Consider the following 13896-nt stretch of genomic DNA (forward strand, 5'->3'; position numbering starts at 1 on the left):
AATTATTCAGATTTTAATTGTTCAATCTCTTCATTTGTTTCTGCAATAAATGCTAACACCTCGTCTTTGCCAATACTTTTAGAAGAAGAAGTTACAAAATAAGGAGGTAATTCTTCCCAAGACTTAAGTAGTTCTTGGCAGTAGTCCTCTACATGTCGTTCAATAGCTTTAGGCTTAAGTTTGTCTGCTTTGGTGAAAATAATACCAAAAGGGATTCCGCTTTCACCCATATATTGTATAAATTCTAAATCGATAGGCTGAGGTTTATGTCTTATATCAACTAATACAAATGCAGAAACGAGTTGTTGACGTTGTTCAAAGTAATTAGTTATAAACTTCTGAAATTTCTGTTTAGAAGATTTAGAAACACGAGCATAACCATAACCTGGTAAATCAACTAAATACCAGTTTTTATTAATTATAAAATGATTTATTAACTGTGTCTTTCCTGGTCTTCCAGATGTTTTTGCTAAGCTTTTTCTATCTGTTAGCATATTAATTAAAGACGATTTTCCAACATTACTTCGTCCGATAAAAGCATATTCGGGTAAGTTGTCTTTAGGACATTTAGTAACTTCAGAATTACTAACTACAAATTCGGCTGATTTTATTTTCATCTTTAGTTTCCGCGAAATCGGAAATCATTTTAATTAAACGCTTATGGTAATTTTAAGTAGAGTCTTAGAAACTTTGTGATTAAGTTTTAAGTTAATAATTTTAAAAATCACGTTTCTCAAGCCAAGAACTCAAAATCGTATTAAATTCTTCAGGATGTTCCATCATAGCTGCATGCCCACATTTATCGATCCAATACAATTCAGAATCTGGCAATAACTCATGGAATTCCTCGGCAACTTCAGGTGGTGTTACACTATCGTTTTTTCCCCATATAATACAAACCGGAGTATTCATTTTAGGTAAATCTTTACCCATATTGTGCCTAATAGCACTTTTTGCAATTGCTAAAGTTTTTATCAGTTTATTTCTGTCGTTTACCGTTTCGTAAACTTCATCTACAATTTCTTTAGTTGCAACTGCTGGATCGTAAAATACGTCTTGTGCTTTCTTTTTTATAACCTCGTAATCGCTGCGTTTGGTATAGCCACCTCCCATAGCGCTTTCGTAAAGTCCCGAGCTTCCTGTAATGATGAGGGCTTTAACTTTTTCTGGATTCAGTTTTGTGTAGTATAGACCAATATGTCCACCAAGAGAATTACCCAATAAAATTACGTTGTCTAAACCTTTATATTCAATAAAAGCTTTTAAGTAATTAGCAAAGCTTTTTACGTTGGTTTTTAACAACGACATGGTGTAGATTGGTAATTCAGGAATGATAACCTTGTAGCCTTTAGTGCTAAAATGTCTAGTAACAGCATCAAAATTACTGAGTCCTCCCATCAATCCATGCAACACAATAATTGGTGTGCCTTCTCCTACTTCAATATATCTATAATCCTTTTCTTTTTTTAAAAGGTGTGCCATTTGCAAGTCAGTGCTTATGTGTTAAAAACAAATATAACTAAATCCTTTAGAATATAAATATTATCAATAAAATATCAATTTTTTTATTTGATAATTTTTAAAGTTGGTCATGTTAATAATTCCCACTTAGAGAATGAAAGCTTACAAGTGATATTTGTTGATGTGAAAATTACTTGAGTGTGTTTTAAACGAAAACTTATCAACAAATGTGGTAGAATGTGGTAAAAAGTGGTGATTTTTTCAATATATTTGAATCTTAATCGTTAAAGTGGTAAACGAAACCTTTTGAATTCATTTATAGGAACATACGAATGTAAAGCTGATGCCAAAGGAAGGCTAATGATACCTGCTGTGCTTAAAAAGCAGTTGTCATCAGCTTTGCAAGATGGTTTTGTTTTGAAGCGTGCTGTTTTTCAGCCGTGTTTGGAATTGTATCCTATGTCTGAATGGAATAAAATGATGGAGAAAATTAATAAGCTCAATCGTTTTAAGAAAAAGAATAATGACTTTATCAGGCGGTTTACTGCTGGAGTTAAAATTGTTGAAGTAGATAGTACTGGGCGATTATTAATTCCAAAAGATTTAATTAGTTTTTCAGGTATTTCAAAAGAAGTGGTTTTAGCTTCTGCTGTTAATATTCTTGAAATTTGGGATAAAGATAAGTACGAACAAGCTATTGATGATGCGGCTTCAGATTTTGCTGATTTGGCCGAAGAGGTAATGGGACAAGACGACGAAGAAAATGGATTATCATAATGCAGTTTTACTAAAAGAAGCGGTTGATGGTTTAGCAATTAAGCCAGATGGTGTTTATGTAGATGTCACTTTTGGAGGAGGTGGACATAGTCGTGAAATCTTATCGAGATTAGGTCCAAACGGAAAACTATATGCATTCGACCAAGATAAAGATGCATTAGCAAATACTATTGATGATGATCGTTTTGTGTTGATTAACGAGAATTTCAGATTTGTAAAACGATTTTTAAGGTTTTATGGTGTGAAAGAAGTTGACGGTGTCTTAGCAGATTTCGGAGTGTCATCACATCAGTTTGATGTTGCTGAGCGAGGTTTTTCTACGCGTTTTGAAGCAGATCTCGATATGAGAATGAATCAAGATAGTAAGTTGTCTGCTTTCGAAGTTATTAATAATTATGATGAGGAGCAGTTAAAATCTGTGCTATTTCAATATGGTGAATTGCGAAATGCACCAGCAATGGCAAGGATGATTGTTTCTGAGCGAAAGCATGCTGAAATTAAAACTAGTGAGCAATTAAAAGCTGTTTTAAAGTCATTCTTAAATCATCAAAAGGAAAATAAGGTCTTAGCGCAAATCTATCAAGCGATTAGAATTGAAGTGAATCAGGAGATTGAAGTGTTGAAAGAATTGCTATTGCAAACGCCTGAGATTTTAAAGAAAGACGGAAGGTTGAGTTTTATATCGTACCATTCTTTAGAGGATAGATTGGTAAAGCGATTTATTAGAAATGGATTGTTTGAAGGTGAGCCTGAGCGCGATGTTTTTGGGAATTTTGAAGTGCCTTTAAAGAAAGTAGGTGGGCTGATTGTTCCTTCAAAAGAAGAAATAAAAGTAAATAATAGAGCACGAAGTGCGAAGCTTAGGATTGCTAAAAAAATATGAAAAAAAACATCTACGGCATATTAAGAGGGAAGTTTTTAATTAGTGATGATTCCTTTAAAAATTGGCGCATCATTATTTTTATTTCGTTTTTGGCAATTATAATGATAGCAAGTTCACACAGTGCAGATCAGAAAGTTTATGAAATAGCAAAGCTGACCAATGAGGTTAAGGAGTTGCGCTCGGCATTTGTAGATAAAAGAGGAAAGCTGATGCAGCTTAAAAAAGAATCTTTTGTGGAGGCTGAGGTGATGGCAAAGGGTATTGGGATTTCCTTAAATCCACCAACAAAAATAATAGTAAAATCAAAAAAGCAACAACAATAAGCTTTGGCAATAACAGAGAAAAACATATTGAACAGATTGTACTTCGTAGCAGGCTGCATGTTTGTGTTCGCCTTGGCTGTGGTGTTCAAGCTTATTAGTATTCAGTTTATACAAGGTGATGAATATAGAGCGCTTGCAGAAAAGAGTACAACTAGAGATTTTCCTATTCCTGCAAATCGTGGAAATGTGTATTCTGCTGATGGTAGTTTGTTAGCGACATCTATACCTAAATATGATATTAGAATTGATGCTATTCAGGCAAAAGATGCCACATTTGAAAAGTATATTAATGCTTTGGCAGATTCGCTTCATGTGTATAAAGGAAAGCCAGCGTCTTATTATAAGAATATTATTCGTAAAGCTCGAAAAAACAAAAACAGATATTTTCTTTTAGCTAGAAATATAAGTTATTCTGATTATGTACGTGTACGTAATTTTCCGTTGTTGAATCTTGGAGCAATTAAAGGTGGATTGATTATAGAGCAAACGACCAGAAGAGAGCATCCAATGGGTGGTATTGCTGAGCGTACTATTGGTTATGAACGCGAAGATGAAGATGGGAATTTTACAAGACCAGGTATTGATGGTGCATTTGGTGTAAAATATTTACAAGGCACAAACGGAAAACGTTTAAAGCAAAGAATTGGTAATGGGCAATGGAAGCCAATTGCAGATTACGATCAGGTAGAGCCAAAAGATGGATATGATGTGTATACTACTATTGATGTAAATATTCAAGATATAGCGCATCATTCTTTATTAAAGCAATTGGAGCTTTATGAAGCTGATCATGGTTGTGTGGTGGTGATGGATGTGAAGACTGGAGAGATTAAAGCAATTTCTAACCTTGGAAGAAATAGTAAAGGTCAGTACTATGAGCGTTTAAATTATGCGGTAGGTGAAAGTCATGAGCCTGGTTCTACTTTTAAAGTTATGGCAATGATGGCGGCTTTAGAAGATAAGGTTATTGATACATCTACGGTTGTAGATACCAAAAAAGGTAGAAAGAAATTTTATGGTCGTGTCATAACGGACTCAGGTAATGGTTTTGGAGAAATATCTGCAGCAAGGGCTTTAGAGGTGTCTTCAAATATAGGTATGGCAACTATTGTAGACGACCATTATTCAAAACAGCCAGAGAAGTTTTTAAATAGATTGCGTTCTTGGAAGCTAGATAAGCCTTTGGGTGTTGCAATTATAGGAGAGGGTGTACCAGATATTCCAAAGCCTGGAGCTTCTAACTGGAGTAGAAATGCTTTGCCTTCTATGGCTTATGGTTATAATTTAAGAATGACACCGCTTCAAACATTAGCCTTTTATAATGCTATTGCTAATAATGGGGAATTAATTAAACCTCGTTTTTTAAAGTCTGTAAAATCTTTCGATAAGAATATTGAAGTGTTTAAAAAGCAAGTGCTTGTAGAAAAAATATGTTCAAATAAAACTTTGAATGAAATTCAAGATATATTAAAGAATGTGGTTGTTCGTGGTACGGGTCAACGTATGTATTCTAAAACGTTTTCCATGGCAGGTAAAACAGGAACCGCAAGAACTGATTATGCAGATCTAGAGAAGTGGTATAAAGACAAGAAGTATGTATCGTCTTTTGCTGGTTATTTTCCGGCAGACAATCCTAAGTATTCTTGCATTGTTGTTGTCCATGAGCCAAGTACAAAAGTGGGTTATTATGGAGCTGATGTTTCTGGCCCAGTATTTAAAAGAATTGCTCAGAAAATTTATACGGATACGCCAATAATAGATGAGGTTAAGACTCTTGATTTTAAAGATAACTTGGTAAACGAAGAGTTTGAAAATTATTTTGAAAACGCTCGCAAATATAGAGAGTTAATGCCAAGCGTAGTGGGTATGCCAGCAATGGATGCTATTGCTCTATTGGAAAACTTGCATGTAGATGTAAAAGTAAAATTATCTGGAAGCGGAATAATAAAAAAGCAATCTGTAGAGAAGCATCAGAAATTACAAACTAATCAAACCATTGTTTTAGAAGCATCATGATGGTATTAAAAGACATATTATATAAGGTTACAATTAATGCTGTCGTTGGTAGTACAAGCATTACTGTGGGTAAAATTGAATTCGATTCACGTCAAATACAAACCAACGATGTTTTTGTGGCTATTTCTGGAACCATTACAGATGGTCATAATTATATAGAGAAAGCGATAACAGATGGTGCAACCGCTATTATTTGTGAAGTGCTTCCTGAGAATCTTCATGACGATATCACTTATATAGAAGTTGCAAATTCTAATCAAGCCATGGCATATATGGCTAATAATTTTTATGGGCAGCCATCAGAAAATTTAAAATTGGTTGGTGTTACCGGAACGAATGGTAAAACAACAGTTTCAAGTTTATTATACCAACTATTTAAAAAAGCAGGTTATAAAGTTGGGTTGTTGTCTACAGTTAAAATTATGGTAGATAATACCACTTATAAAGCCACGCATACCACACCAGATTCTTTAACTATTAATAGATATTTAAAGATGATGAATGATAAAGGTGTTGAATTTTGTTTTATGGAAGTGAGTTCGCATGGAATTCATCAAAGTAGAACTGAAGGTTTAAAGTTTGAAGGCGGCATTTTTACAAATCTGTCTCATGATCATTTAGATTATCACGATACGTTTGCGGAATATAGAGACGTTAAGAAAAAGTTTTTTGACCAGTTGCCAAAAGAAGCCTTTGCATTATCTAACATAGATGATAAAAATGGCTTAGTAATGTTTCAAAATACACAAGCTAAGAAATATACTTATGCGTTAAAAAATTATGCGGATTATAGAGCGCAGATTTTAGAAAATCAGTTCAGTGGTTTATTACTGAAGTTGAATGATAGTGAATTATGGACGCGTTTAATAGGAAGTTTTAATGCTTACAATATTCTTGCTATTTATGGTACTGCTGAATTATTAGGCTTAGAAAAAGATGAAATTTTAAGATTGATTAGTGAGCTTGAAAATGTAGCAGGACGCTTTCAGTATTTTATTTCAGAAGAGAAAATTACGGCTATTGTAGATTATGCACACACACCAGATGCATTAAAAAATGTGCTAGAAACTATAAATGATATCAGAACTAAAAACGAAGAACTGATTACTGTAGTGGGTTGTGGTGGTAATAGAGATAAGACAAAACGACCGAAAATGGCGCATATCGCTTCGGCTTTAAGTACTAAAGTGATTTTAACAAGCGATAATCCAAGAAACGAAGTGCCTGAGGTTATTATTGAAGAGATGGAAAAAGGGGTTGAGCCTCAAAATTTCAAAAAAACATTATCTGTAACGGATAGAAAACAAGCTATTAAAGCGGCTTGCCAAATGGCAGGACCAAATGATATTATTCTAATAGCCGGAAAAGGGCATGAGAATTACCAGGAAATTAAAGGTGAGCGCTTTGATTTTGATGATTATAAAATTGTTCAAGAGTATTTAAAACAATTACAGAAATAAATAACAACCGAGAATGCTGTATTACTTATTCGAATATTTAGAGCAACAGTTCCAATTGCCAGGAGCGTCACTTTTTGGGTTTATAACCTTTAGAGCAGCTGTGGCTATTATATTGTCGCTGTTAATTTCTACAATTTTTGGTAAACGCATTATTCGTTTTTTACAAAGACAACAAGTAGGAGAGACGATTCGTGATTTAGGATTAGAAGGACAAGTTGAAAAAGCAGGAACGCCAACAATGGGTGGAATTATCATTATTCTAGCGACTTTGATTCCTGTGCTCTTATTAGCAAAGCTTGAAAATATTTACATCATCCTTTTAATAGTGACTACACTATGGATGGGAACCATTGGTTTTATTGATGATTATATCAAGAAATTCAAAAATGACAAAGACGGCTTAAAAGGGAAATTTAAAGTATTAGGTCAAGTAGGATTGGGTATCATAGTTGGTGCAACATTGTTTTTTCATCAAGACGTAACGCTGAAAGAAAAGTTACCTATCCAGCAACAAAATGAAATTCGTGCTGAAAACCCAAATGTGCAAGCGTCAAAATTATTTAAGGCAGAAGAGAAGTCAACCAAAACAACGATTCCTTTCTTAAAAGATAATGAGTTTGATTATTCAGATTTAATAACATGGATAAGTCCAGGTATAGAAAAATACACATGGATCATATTTATTCTGGTTAGTATTTTCATCATTACAGCAGTATCAAATGGAGCAAATCTTACAGATGGCATAGATGGTCTTGCAGCAGGAACATCAGCCATAATTGTATTGACCTTAGGGATTTTTGCTTGGGTTTCTAGTAATATCGTTTTTTCAGGTTATTTAGATATTATGTATATCCCAAGAGCTGAAGAAATCACCATCTACATCGCAGCATTTGTAGGAGCGTTAATTGGGTTTTTGTGGTACAATACTTATCCAGCGCAAGTGTTTATGGGAGATACTGGAAGTTTAACCATTGGAGGAATCATTGCTGTAATCGCTATTGCTGTTAGAAAGGAGTGGTTAATTCCAATTCTATGTGGCATATTCTTAGCAGAGAATTTATCAGTGGTATTGCAAGTGAGCTATTTCAAATACACAAGAAAGAAGTTTGGAGAAGGACGACGCATTTTTAAAATGTCGCCTTTGCATCATCACTATCAGAAATCAGGATATCATGAAAGTAAGATTGTAACCCGTTTTTGGATTGTTGGAATTTTACTAGCTATTATAACAATAGTAACCTTGAAAATTAGATAATGAAAAGGCTGGTAATTCTTGGTGGTGGCGAAAGTGGAGTAGGAACAGCGCTTTTAGGAAAAGCAAAAGGATACGATGTATTTGTATCAGATAAAGGAAAGATTAAAGAAAAGTATAAAGACGTTCTTTTAAATAATGAGATTGAATTTGAAGATGAACAGCATACGGAATCAAAAATTCTAAATGCAGACATCGTCATGAAAAGTCCTGGTATTCCAGATAAAGTAGCTTTAGTGAAACAAATTCGTGAAACAGGAATTAAAGTGGTTTCTGAAATTGAATTTGCTTCCAAATTTACGGATGCAACGTTGGTGGCAATTACAGGAAGTAATGGTAAAACTACAACGGCAACGTTAACACATCATTTGTTAAATCAAGATTTAGATGTGGGTTTAGCTGGAAATATTGGAGATAGTTTCGCGAAGCAGATTTTAGAAAAGAATCATGATAACTACGTGTTGGAGATTAGTAGTTTTCAATTGGATGATATCGTTGATTTTAAACCAAAAATTGCGATTTTAACGAATGTAACACCAGACCACTTAGATAGATATGATTATAAGTTTGAGAACTATATCGCTTCAAAATTTAGAGTTATAGAGAATCAAACAGAAGATGATTATTTTATATATGATGCAGATGATGAAGTCATTTTAGACTATATGAAAACGCATCAAATTCGATCAAAAAAATTGCCTTTTTCATTAACAAAAGTTATTGAGCAAGGCGCATATTTAGACAATAATAATATTACAATAACAATAGATAACAATAAAATCATTATGCCAACAAAAAATTTAGCATTAGAAGGAAAACATAACGTGAAGAATGCAATGGCGGCTTCTACTGTTGCGCATTTACTTAAAATTAGAAAACAAACTATACGTGAGAGTTTAGAGAACTTTCAAGGTGTTGAGCATCGATTAGAGCACGTGTTAAAAATTAATAAGGTGCAGTATATTAATGACTCAAAAGCAACAAATGTTAATGCAACGTATTTCGCTTTAGAAAGTATGGATGCACCTACGGTTTGGATTGTTGGTGGTGTTGATAAAGGTAATGAGTACAGGGAATTATTTCCATTTGTAAACGAAAAAGTAAAGGCGATAATCTGCTTAGGAGTAGATAATGCAAAGCTTATGGAGTCGTTTGGGAAGATGGTTGATGTGATTATTGAAACACAATATATGAGCGAAGCTGTAAAGATCGCTTACAAACTTGCTGATGCTGGAGACAATGTATTATTGTCACCTGCTTGCGCGAGTTTTGATTTATTTGAAAACTATGAAGATAGAGGTCGTCAATTTAAAAATGCCGTAAGAAATTTGTAATATAAAGTTAAGATGAATTAGGGACTAATCTATAAAAGGTTAAGCATGCAAAATTTATTCAAACAAATAAAAGGAGATAAAGCCATTTGGGCTATAGTCACACTGTTGGCTATATTTTCGTTTATGCCTGTTTATAGTGCTGCAAGTAACTTGGCTAATAGCGGCAATACAAATACATTTTCTTTTTTTATTAAGCATTTTATGCACCTATTTTTAGGCTTTGCAATTATGTTTGGTATTCATAAAGTACCTTATAAATATTTTCGAGGTTTATCTATGGTGATGATTCCAATAGTGTTTGTGCTATTGTTAGTTACAATGCTTCAAGGTACTACCATAGATGGTGCAAATGCTAGTCGATGGATACAAATTCCTATTGTGAATATGTCTTTTCAAACATCCACTTTGGCAGCAGTTGTATTGATGGTGTATGTGGCGCGCTATTTATCGAAAATTAAAGATAAAGATGTTAGTTTTAAAGAGTCTTTGTTGCCGCTTTGGGGACCGGTTTTTTTAATTCTAATTTTAATCTTACCAGCTAATTTTTCTACTACAGCAATCATTTTTACCATGATTATGATGTTGGCATTTATTGGTGGTTATCCAATAAAATACCTTTTGATTATAATTGGTACAGGCTTGTTGGCGCTCACAATGTTTGTTTTAGTGGCAAAAGCGTTTCCAGATGCTATGCCGAATAGGGTGGACACATGGATAAGTAGAATTGAAAATTTTGCGAATGGAGAAGATACTGAGGCAGATTATCAAATTGAAAAAGCAAAAATTGCTATAGCTACAGGTATTACACCTTTAGGTCCTGGTAAAAGCATTCAGAAGAATTTTCTTCCACAATCCTCATCCGATTTTATTTTTGCAATAATTATTGAGGAATACGGATTATATGGAGGTGTATTCTTGTTGGTGTTATATATGTGGTTGTTATTTAGAATTGTGATTGTAAGTCATAAATCAGATACTATATTCGGGAAATTATTAGTCTTAGGTGTTGGTTTACCTATTGTTTTTCAGGCATTAATTAATATGGCAGTTGCTGTGGAGTTATTTCCTGTAACGGGTCAAACCTTGCCATTAATCAGTAGTGGAGGAACATCTATTTGGATGACTTGTTTAGCTATAGGAATTATATTAAGTGTAAGCGCTAAGCGCGAAGAATTAAAGGAACAAGAGGATGCGGAAGATGATCCATTAGCTATTTTAAGTGAAGCAATATAATGAGTAACTATAAATTTATATTATCAGGAGGTGGAACAGGAGGACATATTTATCCTGCGGTTGCGATTGCGGACGAGTTAAAGTCGCGCTATCCTGATGCTGAATTTTTGTTTGTTGGTGCTTCTGATCGCATGGAAATGGATAAAGTGCCACAAGCTGGTTATAAAATTGAAGGGTTGTGGATTTCAGGAATTCAACGCAAAATGACATTAAAGAATTTAGCGTTTCCGTTTAAGCTAATTAGTAGTTTGTTACGTTCTAGGAAAATTGTAAACAGTTTTAAGCCAGATGCTGTTATTGGAACTGGTGGTTTTGCGAGTGGACCATTACTGCATGTGGCTTCTTCAAAAGGAATTCCGAGTTTAATTCAAGAACAAAATTCATTTCCAGGAATTACAAATAAGTTGTTGGCTAAAAAAGTAAATACTATTTGTGTGGCTTATGATGGTTTGGAGAAGTTCTTTCCAAAAGAAAAAATAAAACTAACAGGAAATCCAATACGTAAGGATTTATTAGAGGTAAAAAACAAACATATTGAAGGTAAGGATGCTTTCAAATTAAAGCATAATAAAAAAACACTTTTGGTTTTAGGAGGGAGTTTAGGTGCTAGACGAATCAACCAATTAATAGAAGCAAATATTGCCTTTTTTGAAGCTCAAGATATTCAAGTGATTTGGCAATGTGGAAAATTGTATTACGAGCAGTATAAGCAATATAATGAATTGAAAGGAGTGCAAGTGCATGCGTTTTTAAATCAAATGGATTTGGCTTATGCAGCTGCGGATGTTATAATCTCGAGAGCAGGAGCAATTTCGGTTTCAGAACTATGTATCGTTGGGAAACCTGTTGTTTTTATTCCATCGCCAAATGTCGCAGAAGACCATCAAACTAAAAATGCAAAATCGGTTGCAGATAAAAATGCAGCAATTTTAATACGAGAAAAAGATTTGGATTTTAATTTTCAAAACCAATTTTCAGAATTGATTTCAAACGAAAATAAACAAAAAGAATTAAGCAAAAATATTGAAGCCTTAGCATTAGTAAATGCAACAAATGATATTGTTGATGAGGTTGAAAAATTGTTAAAAAAGTAAATGAATTTCAGTATTGTACATAACGTCTATTTTATTGGTGTGGGTGGCATCGGAATGAGTGCTATCGCGCGCTATTTTGTGGCTAATGGCAAACAGGTGGCAGGTTATGACAAAACACCAACTGAAATCACTAAATCACTTGAAGATTTGGGTGTTGAAATTCATTTTGAAGATGATATCAAATACATAGCACATTCATTTTTAAATCCTGAAAATACACTAGTTGTTTATACACCTGCAGTACCTAAAAATCATTCGGAATTAAATTATTTTAAAGATAATAATTTTAATGTTTTAAAACGCTCTGCGGTTTTAGGTGAAATTACGAAGCAAACGGTTTGTTTAGCAGTTGCAGGAACTCATGGTAAAACAACCACAACTAGTATTTTAGGGCATTTATTGAATGTATGTAATGTACCTGTTACGGCATTTTTAGGTGGAATAGGGGAAAACTATAATTCAAACTTAATACTCAACGGAACAGATGTCACTGTTGTAGAGGCAGATGAGTTTGATCGTTCGTTTTTAACATTGTCTCCAGACTTGGCTTGCATTACTTCGATGGATGCAGATCATTTAGATATTTACGGAAATGCTGAAGAACTGGTAAAGAGCTTTAAGGATTTTTCAGAATGTATAAAGCCAGAAGGAAAGTTATTTGTTAGAAATGGTTTGCCTTTAAAAGGTATTACTTACGGCATTGAAGATGATTCAGATTATAGCGCGCAGAATATCTCTATTGAAAACGGTAGTTACATATTTGATGTAAAAACACCTAAAGGCATTCAGAAAGGTTTTAAATTCAGTTTACCAGGAAGACATAACCTGTCTAATGCAATTATTGCATTGGCAATGGCTCTAGAATATGGTTGCTCGTATAATGATTTGGCAATTGGGTTAGAAACATACAAAGGGGTAAAACGAAGATTTACATATCAAATAAAAACGGACGATTTTGTTTTTATAGATGATTATGCGCATCATCCTGAAGAAATTAAAGCTGTATACCAAGCCGTTAGAGAAATGTATCCTGGTAAGAAGGTATTGGCTATTTTTCAACCACATTTATTTAGCAGAACAAAGGATTTTGTGGATGGATTTGCAGAGAGTCTTTCAAAATTTGATGAATTATTGCTCTTAGATATTTACCCAGCAAGAGAATTACCAATGGAAGGAATAACTTCTGAATGGTTATTAAAAAAGATTAACAATCCGAATAAAAAATTAATTCAAAAATCAGAAATAATTAATGAAATTCAGAAATCTGATGCTCAAATTGTATTGACAATTGGAGCTGGAGATATTGGAGCAGAGGTAAAAAAAATTAAAGAAGCGTTCCATCATGAAGATTAATTACAACTATATAAAAGTCATAGGTTTATTGCTGTTGGTAGGCTTTTTGTTTGCATTTTCTAATCATAGAAATAAGACAAGAAAAGTAAGCGAACCAAACATAACTTTCTTGGGCGAAAACAAATTATTCATTACAGATGCGAATGTTAGTAAATTGTTAATACAAAACCGAGAACCTGTTTCGCAGCAACCTAAAGAAATTATAGATTTGAACAAATTAGAATCTGCCCTGAAATCTAATCCAATGATAAAGCGTGCGGAAGTGTTCATGTCAGTAAACGGTGCGCTTTCAGCTGAAATTGAACAAAAAAGACCTATTGCAAGAGTGAACACAAATGCGTCGTATTATATCGATGACGAAGGTGGATTTATGCCTTTGTCTCATAATTATACAGCAAGAGTTCCTCTAGTTACTGGAAATATTGATAAAAATAAGCTCGAAACAGTCTTTCAATTTGCAAAAACTGTAGATGAAGATGATTTTTTGAAGAAGCATATCATTGAGATTCGTCAGAATGACGATAATACAATCGATTTTAAAATTCGAAGAAATAGTTTTAGAGTTCATTTAGGAACTTTAAAACAACTCGAAAAAAAAATAAACAATTATAAGGCTTTTTACCAAAAGGCTTTAAAAGACCAAGTTTTAGATAACTATGCTGTAGTAAATCTAAAATTTGATAAACAAGTTATTTGCACCAAAAAGTAAA

The 13896-nt window shown here is 33.6% G+C and carries 13 protein-coding genes; 11 read left to right on the forward strand and 2 right to left on the reverse strand.

All coding sequences use genetic code 11. From position 1 onward, the window contains the following. Positions 1-2: 2 nt before the first annotated feature. Together yihA and DFQ10_RS03680 are read right to left on the reverse strand one after the other, a co-directional pair. The gene (gene yihA / locus DFQ10_RS03675) at positions 3-617 is read right to left on the reverse strand and encodes a ribosome biogenesis GTP-binding protein YihA/YsxC (protein ID WP_115816056.1); all 615 of its coding nucleotides are present in this window, start codon (positions 615-617) and stop codon (positions 3-5) included. A gap of 100 nt (positions 618-717) precedes the next feature. Then, on the reverse strand, positions 718-1482 hold the full coding sequence (locus DFQ10_RS03680; protein WP_115816057.1) for an alpha/beta fold hydrolase: 765 nt from the start codon (positions 1480-1482) through the stop codon (positions 718-720). A gap of 285 nt (positions 1483-1767) precedes the next feature. On the opposite strand from DFQ10_RS03680, the gene mraZ reads away from it, so the two are divergent. The 11 genes from mraZ to DFQ10_RS03735 are packed head-to-tail and all read left to right on the forward strand — an operon-like array spanning position 1768 to position 13895. After that, positions 1768-2238, forward strand: coding sequence for a division/cell wall cluster transcriptional repressor MraZ (mraZ, locus tag DFQ10_RS03685; protein WP_115816058.1), 471 nt, complete (start codon positions 1768-1770; stop codon positions 2236-2238). After that, positions 2225-3121 (forward strand): 16S rRNA (cytosine(1402)-N(4))-methyltransferase RsmH, encoded by an 897-nt coding sequence (gene rsmH, locus DFQ10_RS03690; protein ID WP_115816059.1) that lies wholly within the window; start codon positions 2225-2227, stop codon positions 3119-3121. Before mraZ ends, rsmH begins: the two co-directional genes overlap by 14 nt. After that, a complete protein-coding gene (locus DFQ10_RS03695; RefSeq protein WP_115816060.1) occupies positions 3118-3444 on the forward strand; it encodes an FtsL-like putative cell division protein in 327 nt (108 codons plus the stop codon). The genes rsmH and DFQ10_RS03695 overlap by 4 nt, the downstream gene beginning before the upstream one ends. 57 nt (positions 3445-3501) lie before the next feature. Next, positions 3502-5460, forward strand: coding sequence for a penicillin-binding protein (locus DFQ10_RS03700; protein ID WP_115816061.1), 1959 nt, complete (start codon positions 3502-3504; stop codon positions 5458-5460). Beyond that, positions 5457-6920: a UDP-N-acetylmuramoyl-L-alanyl-D-glutamate--2,6-diaminopimelate ligase gene (locus tag DFQ10_RS03705; protein ID WP_115816062.1), complete on the forward strand. Its 1464-nt coding sequence runs from the start codon at positions 5457-5459 to the stop codon at positions 6918-6920. The genes DFQ10_RS03700 and DFQ10_RS03705 overlap by 4 nt, the downstream gene beginning before the upstream one ends. A gap of 13 nt (positions 6921-6933) precedes the next feature. Continuing rightward, a complete protein-coding gene (gene mraY, locus DFQ10_RS03710; RefSeq protein WP_115816063.1) occupies positions 6934-8175 on the forward strand; it encodes a phospho-N-acetylmuramoyl-pentapeptide-transferase in 1242 nt (413 codons plus the stop codon). Further along, complete coding sequence (gene murD / locus DFQ10_RS03715) at positions 8175-9506, forward strand: UDP-N-acetylmuramoyl-L-alanine--D-glutamate ligase (protein WP_115816064.1); 1332 nt, start codon at positions 8175-8177, stop codon at positions 9504-9506. Before mraY ends, murD begins: the two co-directional genes overlap by 1 nt. A gap of 45 nt (positions 9507-9551) precedes the next feature. Beyond that, positions 9552-10739, forward strand: a complete 1188-nt coding sequence (locus DFQ10_RS03720; RefSeq protein ID WP_115816065.1) for an FtsW/RodA/SpoVE family cell cycle protein — start codon at positions 9552-9554, stop codon at positions 10737-10739. After that, entirely contained in the window at positions 10739-11833 is a 1095-nt protein-coding gene (gene murG / locus DFQ10_RS03725) for an undecaprenyldiphospho-muramoylpentapeptide beta-N-acetylglucosaminyltransferase (RefSeq protein ID WP_115816066.1), read from the forward strand. The genes DFQ10_RS03720 and murG overlap by 1 nt, the downstream gene beginning before the upstream one ends. Continuing rightward, a complete protein-coding gene (gene murC / locus DFQ10_RS03730) occupies positions 11834-13186 on the forward strand; it encodes a UDP-N-acetylmuramate--L-alanine ligase (RefSeq protein WP_115816067.1) in 1353 nt (450 codons plus the stop codon). After that, the gene (locus tag DFQ10_RS03735) at positions 13176-13895 is read left to right on the forward strand and encodes a cell division protein FtsQ/DivIB (protein WP_115816068.1); all 720 of its coding nucleotides are present in this window, start codon (positions 13176-13178) and stop codon (positions 13893-13895) included. Before murC ends, DFQ10_RS03735 begins: the two co-directional genes overlap by 11 nt. The last annotated feature ends 1 nt before the right edge of the window (position 13896 follow it).

The sequence above is a fragment of the Winogradskyella eximia genome, assembly GCF_003386165.1.
In the GTDB taxonomy this organism is placed as follows: domain Bacteria; phylum Bacteroidota; class Bacteroidia; order Flavobacteriales; family Flavobacteriaceae; genus Winogradskyella; species Winogradskyella eximia.